General features: G+C 59.3%; 16 protein-coding genes and 3 pseudogenes. 14 read left to right on the top strand and 5 right to left on the bottom strand.

The genetic code is table 11. The annotated features are described in order from the left end of the window. The first annotated feature begins 87 nt into the window (after positions 1-87). Both JJB09_RS27060 and JJB09_RS20130 read left to right on the top strand, forming a co-directional pair. Positions 88-342, top strand: a complete 255-nt coding sequence (locus tag JJB09_RS27060) for a peptidoglycan-binding protein (protein WP_201662498.1) — start codon at positions 88-90, stop codon at positions 340-342. Beyond that, positions 339-515, top strand: a complete 177-nt coding sequence (locus JJB09_RS20130; RefSeq protein WP_201662495.1) for a hypothetical protein — start codon at positions 339-341, stop codon at positions 513-515. The genes JJB09_RS27060 and JJB09_RS20130 overlap by 4 nt, the downstream gene beginning before the upstream one ends. A gap of 46 nt (positions 516-561) precedes the next feature. On the opposite strand, the gene JJB09_RS20125 is transcribed toward JJB09_RS20130, so the two are convergent. Beyond that, complete coding sequence (locus JJB09_RS20125) at positions 562-1,266, bottom strand: IS6 family transposase (RefSeq protein ID WP_201662492.1); 705 nt, start codon at positions 1,264-1,266, stop codon at positions 562-564. Between the two features lie 244 nt (positions 1,267-1,510). Between JJB09_RS20125 and JJB09_RS20120 the strand changes: the two genes are divergently transcribed. From JJB09_RS20120 to JJB09_RS20095, 6 genes are all read left to right on the top strand, one after another. After that, positions 1,511-2,998 (top strand): aldehyde dehydrogenase family protein, encoded by a 1,488-nt coding sequence (locus tag JJB09_RS20120; RefSeq protein ID WP_201662490.1) that lies wholly within the window; start codon positions 1,511-1,513, stop codon positions 2,996-2,998. 40 nt (positions 2,999-3,038) lie between these two features. Continuing rightward, complete coding sequence (locus JJB09_RS20115) at positions 3,039-5,174, top strand: oxidoreductase (protein ID WP_201662488.1); 2,136 nt, start codon at positions 3,039-3,041, stop codon at positions 5,172-5,174. Between the two features lie 171 nt (positions 5,175-5,345). Beyond that, positions 5,346-6,428: an ABC transporter ATP-binding protein gene (locus tag JJB09_RS20110; RefSeq protein ID WP_201662610.1), complete on the top strand. Its 1,083-nt coding sequence runs from the start codon at positions 5,346-5,348 to the stop codon at positions 6,426-6,428. A gap of 7 nt (positions 6,429-6,435) precedes the next feature. Next, positions 6,436-7,317 (top strand): ABC transporter permease, encoded by an 882-nt coding sequence (locus JJB09_RS20105; protein WP_201662486.1) that lies wholly within the window; start codon positions 6,436-6,438, stop codon positions 7,315-7,317. After that, complete coding sequence (locus tag JJB09_RS20100) at positions 7,314-8,096, top strand: ABC transporter permease (protein ID WP_201662484.1); 783 nt, start codon at positions 7,314-7,316, stop codon at positions 8,094-8,096. The genes JJB09_RS20105 and JJB09_RS20100 overlap by 4 nt, the downstream gene beginning before the upstream one ends. Before the next feature lie 291 nt (positions 8,097-8,387). Continuing rightward, positions 8,388-9,410, top strand: a complete 1,023-nt coding sequence (locus tag JJB09_RS20095; RefSeq protein ID WP_201662482.1) for an extracellular solute-binding protein — start codon at positions 8,388-8,390, stop codon at positions 9,408-9,410. A 109-nt stretch (positions 9,411-9,519) separates the two neighbouring features. On the opposite strand, the gene JJB09_RS20090 is transcribed toward JJB09_RS20095, so the two are convergent. From JJB09_RS20090 to JJB09_RS20080, 4 genes and pseudogenes are all read right to left on the bottom strand, one after another. Then, positions 9,520-10,074, bottom strand: a complete 555-nt coding sequence (locus JJB09_RS20090) for a lyase family protein (RefSeq protein ID WP_343229060.1) — start codon at positions 10,072-10,074, stop codon at positions 9,520-9,522. Positions 10,075-10,120: 46 nt separating this feature from the next. Next, positions 10,121-10,398: pseudogene (locus JJB09_RS26730) on the bottom strand (DDE-type integrase/transposase/recombinase); the annotation flags it as partial. Beyond that, positions 10,352-11,187: pseudogene (locus tag JJB09_RS20085) on the bottom strand (amidohydrolase); the annotation flags it as partial. The pseudogenes JJB09_RS26730 and JJB09_RS20085, both read right to left, overlap by 47 nt. Positions 11,188-11,255: 68 nt before the next feature. Next, a complete protein-coding gene (locus tag JJB09_RS20080; protein WP_201662480.1) occupies positions 11,256-11,543 on the bottom strand; it encodes a sulfur globule protein precursor in 288 nt (95 codons plus the stop codon). Positions 11,544-12,147: 604 nt separating this feature from the next. Between JJB09_RS20080 and JJB09_RS20075 the strand changes: the two are divergent. The 6 genes and pseudogenes from JJB09_RS20075 to sucD form a co-directional block, all read left to right on the top strand. After that, positions 12,148-12,432: pseudogene (locus JJB09_RS20075) on the top strand (IS6 family transposase); the annotation flags it as partial. Between the two features lie 301 nt (positions 12,433-12,733). Then, a complete protein-coding gene (locus JJB09_RS20070) occupies positions 12,734-13,375 on the top strand; it encodes a response regulator transcription factor (protein ID WP_201662477.1) in 642 nt (213 codons plus the stop codon). 184 nt (positions 13,376-13,559) lie between these two features. Further along, the gene (locus JJB09_RS20065) at positions 13,560-14,750 is read left to right on the top strand and encodes an aminotransferase class V-fold PLP-dependent enzyme (protein ID WP_201662474.1); all 1,191 of its coding nucleotides are present in this window, start codon (positions 13,560-13,562) and stop codon (positions 14,748-14,750) included. A 23-nt stretch (positions 14,751-14,773) separates the two neighbouring features. After that, positions 14,774-15,718, top strand: coding sequence for an HpcH/HpaI aldolase/citrate lyase family protein (locus tag JJB09_RS20060; RefSeq protein WP_201662471.1), 945 nt, complete (start codon positions 14,774-14,776; stop codon positions 15,716-15,718). A 17-nt stretch (positions 15,719-15,735) separates the two neighbouring features. Further along, a complete protein-coding gene (locus JJB09_RS20055) occupies positions 15,736-16,920 on the top strand; it encodes a malate--CoA ligase subunit beta (protein WP_201662468.1) in 1,185 nt (394 codons plus the stop codon). A 12-nt stretch (positions 16,921-16,932) separates the two neighbouring features. Then, a complete protein-coding gene (sucD, locus tag JJB09_RS20050) occupies positions 16,933-17,832 on the top strand; it encodes a succinate--CoA ligase subunit alpha (RefSeq protein ID WP_201662465.1) in 900 nt (299 codons plus the stop codon). Positions 17,833-17,834: the final 2 nt, after the last annotated feature.

Genomic DNA, 17,834 nt, shown 5'->3' with positions numbered 1-17,834 from the left:
TGGTTGTCGCAGTGCAGTTTCGAGCATCGGGTCGAAAGCGCCAATGGTGGCTCGCGTCACCATCGCGGAGGGTCGGCCGCGACAGTCGTGGCGCAGGAACGTGTTCCCTATTCCGTAGTTGAAATTCAAAAAGCCTTAAATCAGGCCGGCTTTGGCAGCGGCAATCCAGATAGCGTCTGGGGCAAGAAATCGGCCGCGGCCCTCAAGGCCTTCCAGCGTGCGCGTGGTCTGGACGCCAGCGGCCGAATGGACGCCGCCACAATGGCCAAGCTTTTTCCAATCCAGGAGGCGATTAGGAGGAAAGTCGAAGCGGCGCGCGACACTGATGGCGTGACACCTTGACGACGCCGGCACCGTCACGAAGACGCGACAAGGCGATGGAAAAACAGTTCCGCCGTGTGCTCGACAAGGATGCGCCCGAATTCGTCTGGAACCTGCGTTGGCGCGGTCACGACATCATCCGAAAGCGCGTCGAGAAATATGCCATTCGCTGCGACCTGAAGTTCGGCCGGTGATGTCACGTTGTTTCATCGAAGCTAGACGAGACGCTTGCAAGGGAACTCAGGCTGCTGTGACGGTCACGGCTTTCCACTGCGCCAATGCGCGGATCCGGTGAATGTGTGTGGCGAGGGCGGAACGTTTGTGGTGCGACGAGACGAAAAGATTTCTGACAGCAGAGAAGACCGAGATAAAACGCTGTAGGCTTCCGACAGATCGGAAGCCCTGCATCACCCGTTCTCGCTTTCGCAGCGGCAGATGCGAATTTTCCGCACGATTGTTCAGGCCCTTGTGTGATCGATGTTCAACGGCGGGCATCACATCCCGTCTTGCCGCTCCGTATGAGCGCAGTTTGTCGGTGACGATACGCTTCGGCGTCATGCCTTGCTTCTTCAGCAATTCCACCAGTAACCGCTTGGCGGCCTTGGTGTCGCGACGAGCCTGGACGATCTCGTCGATAACATAGCCGTCCTGGTCGACTGCTCGCCAAAGCCAGTGCTTCCGACCACCGATGGAAATCACGACCTCGTCCAGATGCCAGATATCCTTTCGTGAAGGCTTCTTTCTGCGCAACTGCTTCGCGTACGCCGCGCCGAATTCACAGCCCCATCGCCTGATCGTTTCGTAAGACACGACGATGCCGCGCTCTAGAAGCATTTCCTCGACCAGCCGCAGGCTCAACGGGAACCGGAAATATAGCCACACCGTATGGGCGATGATCTGCGGTGGAAAACGGTGGTTCTTGTAACTGATCGTCGGCGAGCTCATCCGCGCCCAATTATCCATCAACCCTTAAGCTACCAACAACGTGACATCACCCCGGCGCGTTTAGCTTCCACACCCCAAATGCCGATGGTCCGATGTTCGCGAAAGCCGCGATAAGCGATCGCGGCTTGGAAAATAATCGACATCGCCTCAGGTTTTCCAATACGCGGCTTCAGCAAAAGTTGTTTTGGACGCGTCGTGGCCAGCCCTATACTCGACTCGTCAATGTATGTGGAGGAGGATTGCAATGGCGCGCGGGCACTTCATCGGGAACGTTTTTCGTCAAGGGCAGTCGAACACCTATCTAGACTGTATCGACCCTGCAACCGGTGAGGTCTTCGACAGCGTCGCGGCAGGTAACGCCGAGGATATCGACGTTGCGGTCAAGGCGGCACGCCAGGCATTCGAGGGTGGGTGGAGGTCCACAACGGGTTCGCAGCGTGGCACGATATTGCGTGAGATCGCCAGCTCCATCGTCGCCAATCGTGACCGTCTGGCTGAAATCGAGACCCGCGACAACGGCAAGCCGCTCCCCGAATCCTATATCGATGTCGATACGATTGCCCAGATCTTCGAGATGTATGCCGGGATGGCGGAGGATCTCGACAAAAAGGGCGAGGAGGTTGTCGAACTTCCTGGTGACGCCATGAAAACCACCGTCGCCTTTCGTCCGATCGGTGTGGTCGGGATGATCACACCGTGGAATTTTCCGCTTGAGCAATTCACGTGGAAAGTGGCTCCGGCGCTGGCCGCCGGCTGCTGTGCCGTGGTCAAGCCGTCTGAATTCACGTCGCTGTCTTCGCTTGAACTGGCCGATATCATCGCACAGACCAGCCTGCCCGCCGGCGTGTTGAACGTGGTCACGGGTCTTGGAAGCGAAGCGGGTGATGCGCTGGTGCGCCATCCGGGCGTCAACAAGATTTCCTTTACCGGCTCGACGGCCACTGGCAAGCGGATCATGAGCGCCGCGGCCGAGGATCTCAAGCGCGTCAGTCTCGAACTGGGTGGCAAAAACCCTCTGATCGTCTTTGACGATGTGGACCTCGACGCTGCCGTTCAATGGGTGGCGTTCGGTGCCTTTGTCAATCAAGGCCAGGTCTGCACGGCGTCCTCACGTCTTCTGGTGCACCAGAATATTGCCGATCGCTTCCTGAAAAGATTGACCGAACTTGCGGAAGGCATCCGGGTCGGTGCCGGCTTCGTCGATGGCGTGAAGATGGGTCCGCTGGTGAGCGAAACCCAGTTCAAGAAGGTCATGTCCTACATTGAAGCCGGCAGAAATGCTGGTGCAGCGCTGCTGACCGGCGGCGACCGGCCCGAAGGGCTCGATGCCGGCTACTTCATTGCGCCGACAGTCTTCGCAAACGTGACGCCAGACATGGCGATATGGACCGAGGAGATTTTTGGCCCTGTCCTCAGCGTCATGACCTTCAAGGATGAGGACGAAGCGGTCCGGTTGTCGAACGACACGCCCTATGGCCTTGCCGCAGCCGTCCTCAGCAAGGATCGTGAACGCGCAGAGCGAGTGGCCGATGCCCTCGATGCCGGTATCACCTGGCAGAACTGCAGCAACATGGTGGTGATACAAGCGCCTTGGGGTGGCGTGAAAAAGAGTGGCATGGGGCGCGAACTGGGGCGCTGGGGCCTGGAGAGTTTCCTTGAACCCAAACAGAAGACACGATGGATGGTGGACGGCAGCCTCGGCTGGTATGCGCTTCCCGCAGCCGCCGAATAATTCCACGAAACGTCCACCAATCCAGGGGAGTCCACACAGCATGTCGCAAGAGAACCGTTCAAAGCGAGATCCTCGCTACGATATCCTTTTCGACCCTGTAAAGATCGGTCCGGTCGTTGCCAAGAATCGCTTCTATCAGGTGCCGCATTGCAATGGTGGCGGTTATCGGGACCCTTCGGCGGTCACCGAAATGCGCAGGACCAAGGCTCAGGGCGGCTGGGGTGTGATCTTTACCGAGCAGGTCGAGATGCATCCGACCTCGGAAATTGCGCCCTTTATCGAACTGCGGCTGTGGGACGACAAGGATATTCCCGCGCTGGCGCGGATGGCAGACGCCATGAAATCTCATGGCGCGCTGGCGGGGATCGAGCTGGCCTATAGCGGTGTGAATGGCAGCAATCTCTACACCAAGGAGGTTCCGCGAGGCCCCATGAGTTCGCCGATCCTGACCTTCTTCAAGGACCCGGTGACGACCCGTGCCATGGACAAGCAGGATATCAGCGACCTGCGCCGCTGGCACAAGCAAGCCTACCGCCGCGCAAAGACCGCCGGTTTCGACATTATCGAACTCTACGGCGCCCACGGTTTCGGGATCATCCAGCACTTCCTGTCGCCGTTGACCAACCAGCGTACGGATGAATATGGCGGGAGCCTCGAAAATCGCGCGCGCCTGATGCGGGAGCTGATCTTGGATGCGAAGGACGAGATCGGTGACACAATGGCCATCGCGCTCAGGCTGTCGTTGCACGAAACCGGCGGCTTCGAGAATAATGAAGTCCGGGACATGATAGAGATGCATGGCGATCTTCCCGATCTCTGGGACCTCGGTCACGGATCCTGGGAGGATTGCTCCGGCCCGTCCCGCTTTGTCGAGGAAGGCGCGCAGGAACCGCTTGTGCGGGGCATCAAGGCGCTCACCAGCAAGCCTGTGGTCGGCGTGGGGCGGTTTACGTCGCCGGACGCCATGGTCAGCCAGATCAAGCGCGGCGTTTTGGATTTCATAGGTGCTGCACGGCCATCGATTGCCGATCCCTTCATTCCCAGGAAGATCGACGAGGGCCGGATAGATGATATCCGGGAGTGTATCGGCTGCAATATCTGCGTAACGGGTGACATGACCATGTCGATTTCCCGCTGTACCCAGAACCCGACATTCATGGAGGAGTGGCGCAAGGGCTGGCATCCCGAGGAATTTGCGCCCAAGGGCCAAAGCAACACCGTCCTCGTCATCGGGGCAGGGCCCGCCGGGCTGGAGGCAGCACGGGTTGCCGCGATGCGGGGTTACGACGTCGCATTGGCGGAGGCGGGCACCGAGCTTGGCGGGCGCGTCCGGCTGGAATGTCGGCTGCCCGGCCTCTCGGCATGGGGCCGTGTGCGCGATTATCGCACGCATCAACTGAGCCAGTTGCCGAATGTGAACATCTATTTCGAGTCCCGGCTTGCGACGCAGGATGTACTCGACTTCGGATTCGAGCATGTGGCGATTGCAACCGGCTCGAAATGGCGGCGCGATGGCGTCGCGCGCCGCAATCTGCTGCCGATAGAGATCGATGGCGACATGCCGCTGTTCACGCCCGACGACCTCCTCTCCGGGGATCTGCCCGAGGGCAAGGAGATCGTTCTGTACGACGACGACCATTACTATATGGGCGGCGTGCTGGCTGAGCTTCTGGTCGGGAAGGGAGCGAAAGTGACCCTGGTGACACCGTCAACTCTGGTGTCGGAATGGACCATCAACACGCTCGAGCAGCATCGCATCCAGTCCAAGTTGCTCAATTTGGGCGTAACTGTGGTCACGACCCATGGCCTGCAGCGGATCAATGCGGGCTCGGCCACGGTCGACTGTACCTATACGGGCCGGACACGCGAAATCGATTGCGATTCGGTAGTGCTGGTGACCGCGCGGTTGCCCGACGACAGCCTGTGGCAGGAACTCGTCGCGCGTGAGGACGAGTGGGCTGCCGTGGGTATCAAATCGATCCGCCGCATCGGCGATGTCGAGGCGCCGGCGCCGATCGCCTGGGCGACGTATGCAGGTCATCGGTTTGGCCGGGAACTGGATCTCGAGCGGGCTCCCGACACGCTTTCGTTCCGGCGCGAGGTGGTCGCGCTCGCACCGCTCGACCCGGTGCCGCAGTCCGTTTCGGAGACCGCGCCGTCGCCAGTTGCGGGTTGAAACCGTGCAAGCGGACCGAGCCACGAGGAAAACCATAGGCAGGCAGTCCGGATTGACCAGTGCACCGCCATATCAACGGCGGGCGCACCTGGTTTCATCCGTGACATGTTAGAGGAGGCCGCCTGAATGCCAGAACATGCCGTCGTCAACGGGCCGGAAACAAACGCGAAAATGCCCGATCGGTCGCGGAAGAAGTGCGTCGAGATCCGTGGCGTATCCAAGAGCTTCGGCCAGTATCAGGCACTGAAGACCGTCTCTTTCGATATCTACGACAACGAGTTCATGACGCTTCTTGGTCCCTCGGGCTGCGGCAAGACCACTTTGCTGCGCATGCTGGCGGGTTTTGCGACGCCGAGCGAAGGCGAGATCCTGATCCATGGCAAGGATATCAAGACGCTGCCGCCGCATCGACGCCGGGTGAATACGGTCTTCCAGTCTTACGCGCTTTTCCCTCACATGACGCTGGCCCAGAACATCGCGTTTGGACTGGAGAACCTGGGTTGGGAGAAAGATCGCCGGCAGGCCCGGGTCGCGCGCATGCTCGAAATGGTGCATATGGAGCACTTCGCCCATCGAAAGCCTTCCGAACTCTCGGGCGGTCAGCGCCAGAGAATTGCGCTGGCGCGGGCACTGGCTCCCGAGCCGGAAGTGTTGCTGCTTGACGAACCCTTGTCAGCACTCGACCTGAAGCTCCGTCAGGCCATGCGCGACGAGTTGCAGCAATTGCAGCGCCAGGCGGGAATCACGTTCATTTTCGTGACCCACGACCAGCAGGAAGCGCTGGACATGTCAGACCGGATCTGTGTTCTGGGGCAGGGCGAGGTGCAGCAGATCGGCAGTCCCGCCGCGATCTACGAGGAGCCGGCAAATCGGTTCGTGGCGGATTTCATCGGCGATACGAATTTCCTCGACGTGGCCGTGCTGGATGTAACGGGTGACAAGGCGAGAGCACGTACTGCTTTCGGCACCGAGATCGATGCTGCGCAGCAGGGTTGCCGGTCCGGCCAGCCTGCGGTGCTGTCAATCCGCCCCGAGCATATCGGTCTGGGCGTCGAGGCGCGCGGCGGCATTGTCGAGGGGCGCGTGGTGGCACGAAAATACCTCGGCACCTACAGCCAGTACGTGATCGATATCGACGGCACAACAATCGCTGCATCTCGCTGGCTCGAAAACGGGCAACGTCCCGACATGGCGGTCGGCGATCTGGTGCGCGTCGGAATCGACCTGGCCAAGGCCCGGATTCTTGGATCGTGAGGCTCGGATGAAGCGATACGGATTTGCCTTCTGGGGCCTGTTGCCGGCGCAGATTCTGATGATACTCACGGTGATCATTCCGTTGGGTATCGTCATCGCCGTCGCCTTTTCGACGAAGGGCGACTATGGCGGCTTCGAATTCAAATTCTCGGTCGACTCGTTCCAGCGCCTGCTGTTCTCGCAGGGATGGACGGACGAACTCGAATATAATCCTCAATACATGATCATTGTCGGGCGCAGCATCGCGCTGGCCCTCGCTACATCGACCATCTGCCTGATCATAAGTTTTCCTGTCGCCTATACGCTCGCGCTCCAGTCGGAGCGGAACAAGACCATACTGATTTATCTGGTCACATTGCCGTTCTGGACGTCGATGATCGTGCGGATCTATTCCTGGGTTCTCATCCTGTCGAAAAACGGCGTGCTGGAAACGACGTTGAATTCGGTCGGCATCAGGTTCGGCTCGGAGGGTTTTCTCTATACGAACGGCGCGATGCTTGTCGGCATGGTCTACAGCTATGCGCCGCTGATGATCCTGCCGGTCTATGCCGCGGTGGAGAAACTCGATCACTCCATGATCGAAGCATCGCACGACCTGTATGCGGGCAGAGCGCGTACGCTCTGGCGGGTCATTATTCCATTGACATGGCCCGGCATGGCGGCCGGCTTCATTCTCGTCTTCGTGCCCGGCCTTGGCGCGATGCTGGAGCCGATGCTGCTTGGTGGCGGCAAGAAGATGATGATGGGTAACCTCATCATGAACCAGTTCGGCATCGACCGGAACTGGCCCTTCGGCGCCGCCGTCGCCATCGTGCTTCTGGCGCTCATCATGATCGTGCTCATGATCAAGAGCCAGATGGGCACAAATGCGAGGCAGGAGCAGGCATGAGATACGGGGATGTAAAGCGCTATCCTGGCTTCGGATTGTTCCTGGGGCTTTTCTTCCTCTATCTCTATGTGCCCATCATCATACTCGTCGTGCATTCGTTCAACGACAGCAGATTTTCATCGATGTGGGGCGGGTTCTCGCTGCGCTGGTATGCGAGCGCGCTGCAGAACAAGTCGCTGCTCGATGCGGTGCTGACGTCGTTCAAGGTCGGGATCGCCTCGGCCGTTCTGGCAACCGTCATCGCCTTGATGGCGGCGCTGATCCTGGTGCGCGGACGGCGCGTGCGATATCGCAATCTTTCCACGACACTGATCAATCTGCCCCTTTTCCTGCCGGAGGTCGTCCTTGCGGTCGCCATGCTCATTCTTTTCTCCCGCCTCGGGATCGAAAACGGAATGCTGAAGCTGATCATCGCACATACGACATTTTGCACACCGTTTGCATTTCTTCCCATTCGGGCGCGGATGCAGGGCATGTCGGAGGAACTGGAAGAGGCCGGACAAGACCTCTACGCGACGCCGTGGAAGACCTTCTGGCGCGTGACCTTGCCGACAATCTCACCGGGTGTCTTCGCGGGCGCGATGCTGGCTTTTCTGATGTCGATGGATGATTTCATCACGTCGATGATGTTGAATGGCGGTGGATCGACCACTTTGCCAGTCTATATCTTTTCTCTCATCCGCAATGGCACGAGCCCGGAACTGAACGCGATCTCGGCGCTCGTCATTCTTGCTTCACTGTCTTTCGCCGCCATCGTCATTCTTCTCAGGCGTAGATGAACGCTGCCATTGACATGGTCAATCAATGACAGAACTCCCATCTGTTCGGCGGCGGTGACGTTTTACATCTCTGATACGCTGGTGGAATGCTGATTCTCATCAGCATCGCGACATTTTTTTCCTTGCCTGAAAGCCGGAATTTCTTCGCCGTTGCTTTACGATGATCTGAGGCAATCGATCTCATTCTCTGCATTTGAAAAACCTTTCGCATGCATTGGAAAATATAATTTCGGGCTTGCGAGGCGGGACGGTACTCTTCGGATAGTCACAACAAATGGGAGGGAGAGCAGAATGAAAACGAAAACGGTGTTCGCGGCTACCATCAGCCTCATCGCAATGGCGTCGGCTGCAAACGCAGAAGGTGTCCTCAATATCTTCGCCTGGGCCGAATCGATATCCCCCGAGCTTATCGAAAAATACGAGAAGCAGACCGGAACCAAGGTCAATTTCGACAGCTTCACGTCGAACGAGGATGCACTGACCAAGCTTCAGACCGGTAGCAGCGCCTATGATCTGGTAACGCCGTCGCAGCACTTCGTGAAGATCATGATTGAAGCCGGCCTGCTCGAAAATTTCAAAGCCTCGGAACTTCCCGCTTTCAAGCAAGTGCAGGAAAAGTGGACCAGGCAGTGGTGGGATCCGAACAACGACTACTCGATACCCGCAGCCTATGGCACGACCAGTTTCGTCGTGAACCGCAATGTCTACACTGGACCGGTGGACAGTTGGAAGGTGTTTTTCGAACCGACCGATCTCAAGGGCAATATCGCCGACAGCAATTCTCCCGACGAAGTCATTTCTCAGGCATCGATCTATATTGGCGTTCCCCTGTGCACCGAGGACATGGTGGAGATGAAGAAGGTCCGGGATCTCCTGATCGCACAAAAACCGGATGTGAAGATTTATACCACGGATGATATCGGCAACCGCATTTCGGGTGGCGAAGTCGGGGCGCATTCGTGGTGGGATGGCGACACACTCAAGGCGCGCCTCAACGAAAAAGCGCCGATAGAATATGCCTTTCCGAAAGAGGGCGTGATCGGCTGGATGGATTCGTTCGTCATCCCCAAGGGTTCGGCAAATATCGAGAATGCCAAGGCATTCATCAACTTCATGTCGGAACCGGAAAACGCCACCATCCAGTATAACTACTACTCGCACTCGTCTCCGTTCGAGCTGGACGCGAGCAAGGTAAAATACAACAAGGAAAACGCGCCGGAACTCTTTCCGACCGTGCCGGTCGTGTTTCAGCCGGCATGTTCACCAGCCGCGCAGGAGCTCGTATTGCGCGTCTGGCAGGATGTCATGAAGTAGCGCTGCGCTTCGGTGGGAGATGCCGTGCAGGCATCTCCCACAAATCATTTCCAGCACCTTTGGTATGAAGCCGGTCAGCGTGTCTGTCGCGCCACGCCGGATAGCGGGTTTACGAGGCCGCTTTCGGTTGCGCCGCGCGGACCAGCATGCGCACGTCGAGGGCTTGCGAGATCAGCTCTGCCGGCAGGTCGGTCTGTTCGGCAAGCGCCTCGCGGATCGTTCTTCCACCGGCGAGCACTTGCTTTGCGAGTGCCGAAGCACGTTCGTAGCCGATCGCCGGAGACAGCGCGGTTGCTACGGCCGTGCTCGCCTCCAGATGCTTCAGGCAACTCTCGGGATTTGCGGTGATGCCCTCGACGCATTTGCTGCGCAGCGTGTTCACCGCATTGGTCAGCAGCGCGATCGAATGCAAGGCGTTGTATGCCATGACAGGTTCCATCACGTTGAGCTGCAATTGCCCGGCCTCCGAGGCAAGCGTGATGGTGAGATCGTAGCCGATGATCTGGAAAGCGACCTGGTTGACGACCTCGGGTACGACAGGGTTGATCTTGCCGGGCATGATGGACGAGCCTGGCTGGAGGGCCGGAAGATTGATTTCACTCAATCCGCCGCGGAGCCAGCCGGCGGCCGTCTCCGCCGGTTCCGGTAACAATCGCTTGGGCACTGTAAACTTAGCGCTCCGAAGGCAAGATTGGTGGCAAGGCTTTGGTTCAGGCTGTGTGAAGGCGTGTGATTTGCCCCGCCAAGTTTCCATGGCAGCGGCTCGCAGTTCGCGATGGTGTTCAGATGGAATGTCGTGGCGGGGAATGTGAAAGAGGTTGGCCATTAGGTCGTGGATGGAGACAAAGCGCTGAAGGTGTCGCGGTGACTTGAAACGCTTCATGATCCTCTCCCGTCGCCGAACGGGTTGATGGGAATTCTCCTCCCGATTGTTCAAGCCCTTATGCGAACGATGCTCGACGCCGGGCATGATCTCCCGCTTTGCGGCACATAGGATCGGACAGGTCGTCGTTGAAGTTATAGCCAGGATGGTGAAACGGCATGTCGGTTTCACCCGTCCGCCCGCCAAGCATGAAATAGCTGCCCGGCCGCTCCTTCAGCATATAGGCGAAGTCCTCGCTACCCATATAGGGCCGTTCGAGATCCACCACGTTTTCTGCCCTGCAAAACGCGTCGCTACATCGCGCACGAAATCCGTCTCCGCCTTGTGGTTGATCGTTGCATCATAGCTGGGCAGGTAGTCGACCCTCGCGGTCATGCTGTAGCTTTCAGCCTGCCGCTCGGCAATGAGGCGGATCCGCCGCTCCAGCTCTTCGCGTGCCGCCCGGCTGAAAGAGCGGATGCCGAGGACAATTTCGGCCCGCGCCGGGATCAGTTTGCTTGCCGTACCTGCATGGAACGAGCCGACCGTCACAACGGTCGGGTCGAGCGGATCCATGTTGCGCGAGACTATTGTCTGAAGCGCCATGATGATCGATGCCCCTGCAACGATCGGGTCCGCCGTTTCGTGCGGTGCCGCGCCGTGGCCACCGCGACCGGTTATGGTGGTGTGCGCCTCATCCACTGCCGCCATCAGCGGACCTTCACGCACGGCGAACTGGCCGAAGGGGAGGCCGGGATTGTTGTGGAGGGCGAACACCGCGTCGCAGGGGAATTTTTCGAATAGCCCTTCCTCCACCATGATTTTCGCACCGCCAAAATTTTCTTCTGCCGGCTGGAAGATCAGGTGCACCGTGCCGTCGAAATTCCGGCGCTCCTGCAGGTCGAAATAGGCGCCAGCAAACACCGAATACGTGCCATACGCGCCGGCAAGCAGGAGCAATTCCGGCGGTTTTTTGCGTTCCACTATTGGCAGCGGCGAACACGCTTAACATACGGGTTGCCGTTGGCATCATATCGGCGCACCTTCTTTATGTAACAGTCGCCGCCATAGTACCCACCACCGATTACCACTGTAGGCCCCCAACCCCAGCCCCAGCCAGGACCCCAGTAGCCGCCATGGCCGTGACCGTGATGCCACCCATGGCCATGGCCACGATGCCATTTAAATCCTGTGTTGCGAGCCTGTGCGTCGGCGGTGAACGAAAGGGCGGCGACTGTTGCCGCCACAGCGGAGATTAGAAGCTTCTTCATTTTGCTTTCCTCGGACGAAAGTGTAGAGCTGGCAAAAGTTAGCGTAAGCTAATTGAACGTCCGATGAACGCTTCTGTTCATTCCTACCCTTTCATGGTCCCGAATGTTTTGTCGGCAATCCATCCAGATCGTCGCCCAGGCGGCCCTAATTCTTTCCTGCTACTCGCAGATTTCCTGTCGCCGGATGTACACACGCCCGTGGCGATCGCGGTGCTGGACGCGGGCTATTTCGCAATAGGTGTAATTTGTACCTCCGTAATACCCGTCGTCGGTCACTGCGACATTTCCGAATCCGGGACCGATTACGACGCCCGGCCCGCGATACCACCCGTACTTAGCCTCATGATATCCGTGCCACCCGCGGGTCCATGCCTCCGCTTTTGCGGTTGCCGAAAAGACAGATGCAAAGGCGATTGCTGCGAATACAAAGCGCTTCATGGTACACTCCTCACAGTTGGGTCTGCTTCCATATTAGCATCTATGAAATTTGACAGACATCGTGATGGAACCTTTCAATCTCCTAGTTGTTTGGCAGGTTCCATCGCGACTCCCTGCAGCATTTAGCGGTAGCGTCGCCTTAACATTTGCGGCGGTATTTATGGGCATGAGCCCGAACCCGCCGACCGATGTCACGACGCCCCGTTACAAGCGTCATCGTTTTCCCGCCGAGATCATAGCGCATGCGGTGTGGCTCTATTTTCGCTCTCCGCTGAGCCTGCGTCATGTTGAAGATCTGCTGGCTGAGCGCGGCATTGAAGTTTCGTTCCAGACAGTCGCGGAATGGGCTGCCAAGTTCGGCCGGGAATCTGCCCGTGCCATCCGACGTCGATCCAGGGGAAGTTTTGCCGACAAATGGCATCTGGACGAAATGGTCGTTGCTAGGGTCGGCCACGATCTTCGTCTCGATGCGAAGAGCGTTTGCTCGAAACCGGGAGCTTCCGGGAAAAACGGGAAGCGGCCGGACTGAGCATGCAACAACAGTACGACCGCATGGGCGGCCCGCAAACCGGTTTCCGGGTTGAAATTCATCCGACATGCGCGCTTGTCCGTCACTTTCACGACTGTTTTGAGCAAAATACGTCGTTTCCCGGTTGACGTTGCGTCGTTTACTGATGAATGAATGGAAATCGCAGTGTTAGTGTTTGCTACCCGCAGTGTCGGGACGATTAGCGTCAACGAGGACAAGGCGCATGGCGACACCTACACCGCAAGATGCCGGCGGCCGCGTTCTGATCGCCGAACGCAATCCTCTGGTCGTGGCGGCGCTACGTGGTCTTTTCCTCGAAAATGCTAAGTTCTCGGTCGTTGAAACGGCTCGTTCATCGACCGAGTTGTGCGAAAAGCTGCCGCAACTGGAAGTCGATTGCGTTTTGCTAAGCTGGCAGCTCGTCGACGCCGAGGCACCAGATGTGCTCGGCGACCTCGCTCGGATAGGTCTGGATCCGAAGATCGTCCTGTTTGCGGATACCCCCGATCCGGCGATCGTTGCCGAAACCATCCGGCTCGGCGTCAACGGTCTGTGCTACCAGTTCGAGGATCCGGAAATCCTGTTCGCGACGCTGACGGCTGTCATGAAGGGCCGCATCTGCATTCCCTACACAGTGCTCTCCAAAATCTCGTGCACACCCTTCTCGCAGCTCACGTCCCGCGAAACCGAGCTTCTGGGCATGCTTGCCGACGGCTGGAGCAACACCCAGGTCGCCGTGCGCACCGGTATTTCCGAAAACACTGTGAAATACCACCTCAAGAATCTTTACGACAAGCTCGAGGTACGGAACCGTGCCATGGCTGTCGCGCTCTACACCAGGGAGCGGCGGCGCAAGCAGGACTGACGAGCCGCCCGTTCGGGTAGGTCGATCCTAGCCGCCGCCAGTTTTTCCCACCCGCTGCGACCTTTTGATCCTACCCATCCGGCATCGCTTTTCTGCCTGATCGAGTGTTGTGCGAAGATGGCCCGAAAGGCAGCTTGGCTTCCGAGGAAAAGGTCCGGAAACGGACAAAGCATTCGGAGGAACCATGTCAGGCTACGTCCATCTTTTCATTCCCGGCCCCACCAACATTCCTGAAGAGGTTCGCCAGGCGATGAACCTATCGATGGAGGATATGCGCTCGGCGCGTTTTCCTGAACTCACCCTGCCGCTCTTTGCCGATCTGAAGAAGGTATTCAAGAACGAGACCGGTCGTGTTTTCATCTACCCGTCGTCCGGCACAGGCGCCTGGGAAGCTGCGATGACCAACGTGCTGTCGCCCGGCGATAACGTGCTGATGAGCCGCTTCGGGCAGTTCTCGCATCTCTGGGTCGATATGGCCGAGCGCCTCGGATTTAAGGTCGATTGCCTCGACATGGAATGGGGCACCGGTGTGCCGGTGGAGCTTTATGCCGAAAAGCTGGCCGCCGACAAGGCGCATCGGATCAAGGCTGTCTTCGTAACGCAGAACGAGACGGCGACGGGGGTGACCTCCGACGTGGCGGCCGTTCGCCGGGCGCTCGATGCTGCCGGCCATCCGGCGCTGCTCTTCGTCGATGGCGTTTCCTCGATCGGCTCGATCGATTTCCGCCAGGACGAATGGGGCGTCGATTGCGCCGTCTCCGGTTCGCAGAAGGGCTTCATGCTTCCCGCGGGCCTGGGCTTCCTCTCGGTGAGCCAGAAGGCGCTGGAGGCTTCCAAGACCGGGCGTCACATTCGTTGCTACTTCTCTTTCGAGGACATGATCAAGACCAACGACATAGGCTATTTCCCCTATACGCCGCCGACGCAGTTGCTGCGCGGCCTGCGTGCCTCGCTGGAGCTGATCTTCGAGGAAGGACTCGAGAACATCTTCGCCCGTCACCATCATCTCGCGAACGGCGTCCGCGCGGCGGTCACCGCCTGGGGCCTGAAACTCTGCGCGACCGAACCGAAGTGGCACTCCGACACCGTGTCCGCGATCCGCCTGCCTGAGGGTATCGATGGCGTCGAAGTCATCCAGCACGCCTACCGCGCCTACAATACCTCGCTCGGCAGCGGGCTGAGCAAGGTGGCCGGCAAGGTGTTCCGCATCGGCCATCTCGGTTCGCTGAACGAGGGGATGGTTCTCGGCGCGCTCGGGGCCGCCGAGCTCACGCTGCTTGACTGCGGCGTGAAGATCGAAGCGGGCTCGGGCGTGGGGGCTGCGATCAACCAGTTCCGCGCTGCCGCCACCGCAACGACCGCCAGGGCCGCCTGAAAAGACTGAATGGGGAGGAATATATGAGCCATACAATCAACCATCTCCGCCGGCTCCGGCTGCAGCGCAGCGAACTCGCCGTTCCGGGCTCCAACCCGGACATGATCGAGAAAGCCGCCAATTCGGATGCTGACTATATCTTTCTCGATATCGAGGATGCCGTAGCACCGCCGGACAAGGAGCGTGCCCGTGCCAACATCGTCGCTGCGCTGAACCAGATCGACTGGCGCGCCCGCGGCAAGACGATTTCGGTGCGCATCAACGGTCTCGATACCCACTACATGTATCGCGACGTCGTTGACCTCATGGAACAGGCCGGTGACCGGATCGACACGCTCTTGGTGCCGAAGGTCGGCGTGCCGGCCGACCTCTACATGGTTGAGGCCATGGTCAACCAGATCGAGATCGCCAAGGGCTACAAAACCCACGTCGGCCTCGAGGCACTGATCGAGACCGCGCTCGGCATGGCCAATGTTGAAGCCATCGCGTCGTTCGGTGGCCGGCTGGAAGCCATGCATTTCGGCGTCGCCGACTATGCCGCGAGCCTCAAGGCGCGCACCGTCAATATCGGCGGGCTCAACCCGGACTATCCCGGCGACCAATGGCATTTCGGCCTGTCGCGCATGACGGTCGCCTGCCGCGCCTATGGCCTGCGCGCCATCGACGGGCCGTTTGGCGACTTCTCCGATCCGGATGGTTACAGGGCTGCCGCCCGCCGTGCCGCCGCACTCGGCATCGAGGGCAAGTGGGCCATCCATCCGAGCCAGATCGCGCTCGCCAACGAGATCTTCTCGCCGCCCGAGAAGGAAGTCGATCGCGCCCGCCGTATCATCGACGCGCTGAAGGTCGCGGAAAGCCAGGGCAGGGGTGCCGCCTCGCTCGACGGTAAGATGATCGACGCAGCTTCCGAACGCATGGCACGCAACGTGCTTGCAACACATGACGCCATCGCCACAGGCGGCCGCTGAACGACAGGAGCCCGACCATGGACATACACGAATACCAGACCAAAGAACTGCTCGCACGCTACCAGATCCACATTCCGCGCGGCGGACTTGCCTATAGCCCGGAACAGGCGGCCTATCGCGCAAGCGAGATCGGTGGCGACCGCTGGGTGGTCAAGGCACAGATCCATTCCGGCGCGCGGGGCAAGGCGGGCGGCATTGCGATTTGCACCTCCGACCAGCAGATCGTCGAAGCCTCCGAGCGTATGCTCGGCCGCAAGCTCATTACCCACCAGACCGGGCCGCAGGGAAAACTGGTCAGCCGCCTCTATATTGAGGAAGCCATGGATATCGAGCGCGAGATTTATCTCGGCTTCGTTCTCGACCGCAAATCCGAACGCATCATGATCGTCGCCTCGTCGTCGGGCGGCATGGAGATCGAGGAGATCGCGGCGGCAGAGCCGGACTCGATCATTCGCGCCACGGTCGATCCCGGCGTCGGAATGCAGGATTTCCAGGCCCGCGAGATCGCCTTTGGTCTCGGTATCGATAACGCGCTGATCGGTCGAGCGACCCAGACGCTGCTTGGGTGCTATCGCGCCTTCGTCGAATACGACGCCTCGATGCTCGAGATCAATCCGCTGGCCGTTACCCGTCAAGGCGGACTCGTGGCGCTCGACGCCAAGATGAGCTTCGACGAAAACGCTCTCTTCCGCCGACCGCATATTTCTGAAATGCGCGACAAGAGCCAGGAAGACCCGCGTGAAACCTTCGCATCCGATCGCGGCCTTTCCTACGTCGGGCTCGATGGCCGCATCGGCTGCATCATCAACGGTGCGGGGTTGGCAATGGCGACCATGGATATGATCAAGATCGCCGGCGGTGAACCGGCGAATTTTCTCGATATCGGCGGTGGGGCCTCGCCCGAACGCGTCGCGAAATCTTTCCGCGCCGTGTTGAGCGACAAGAACGTCGAGACGATCCTGGTCAATATCTTCGCCGGCATCAATCGCTGCGACTGGGTGGCAGAGGGCATCATCAAGGCGTTACGCGAGGTCGGCGTGCCTGTGCCGCTCGTCGTCCGGCTGTCCGGCACCAATATGGAGGAAGGCCGCCGCATCCTTGCCGATTCCGGCGAGGATATCATCATTGCCGAAACACTCGCCGAGGCTGCCGACAAGGCCGTCGCTGCCTGGCGTTCGGTCACCACACAACAAGCTGCCTGAGGAGCCTTCGATATGTCCATTCTTCTCAACAAGAACACGCGCATCATCGTCCAGGGTTTCACCGGCAAGATCGGCAGCTTCCATGCCGAAGAGATGAGGCACTACGGCACCAATGTCGTAGGCGGTGTGACGCCAGGCAAAGGCGGCCGGACCCATCTCGGACTACCGGTGTTCAACACCGTCAAGGGTGCCGTACAGGAGACCGGCGCCGAAGCGTCGATTGTCTTCGTGCCGCCACCCTTCGCGGCCGATTCGATCATGGAGGCGGCGGATGCCGGCATCCGCCTCTGCGTGTGCATCACTGACGGCATCCCCTCCCAGGACATGATCAGGGTCAAGCGTTACATGCGGCGCTATCGCTTCGAGGAGCGCATGACCCTGATCGGCCCGAACTGCGCGGGCATGATCACGCCCGGCGAAGCTCTGATGGGCATCATGCCGGACTCGATCTACCTGCCGGGCCGGATCGGCATTGTCGGTCGGTCGGGAACCCTCGGCTATGAGGCCGCCAGCCAGATGAAATCATACGGCATCGGCGTCTCGACCTCGGTCGGCATTGGCGGCGATCCGATCAACGGTTCGTCTTTCAAGGACATGCTCGAACTTTTCGAACAGGACCCGGGCACCGATGCGGTGCTGATGATCGGCGAAATCGGTGGCCCGCAGGAGGCGGAAGCCGCGCTCTGGGCACGCGACCATATGAAGAAGCCGCTGATCGCCTACATCGCCGGTCTTTCGGCGCCCAAAGGCCGGCGCATGGGCCATGCCGGAGCGATCATCTCCGCCTTTGGCGAGTCGGCACAGGAAAAGGTTGAGATTCTGAAGAATGCCGGCGTAACGATCGTGCCAACGCCATCGTCGTTCGGCGAGACCGTGTCCGAGGTGCTCTCGCTGATGAACAAGGCGGCCTGAGC

Origin of the sequence: Phytoamicus setariae, assembly GCF_016722925.1 — a bacterium.
In the GTDB taxonomy this organism is placed as follows: Bacteria; Pseudomonadota; Alphaproteobacteria; order Rhizobiales; family Rhizobiaceae; genus Rhizobium_E; species Rhizobium_E setariae.
This window is presented reverse-complemented; position numbering and strand designations above follow the sequence as displayed.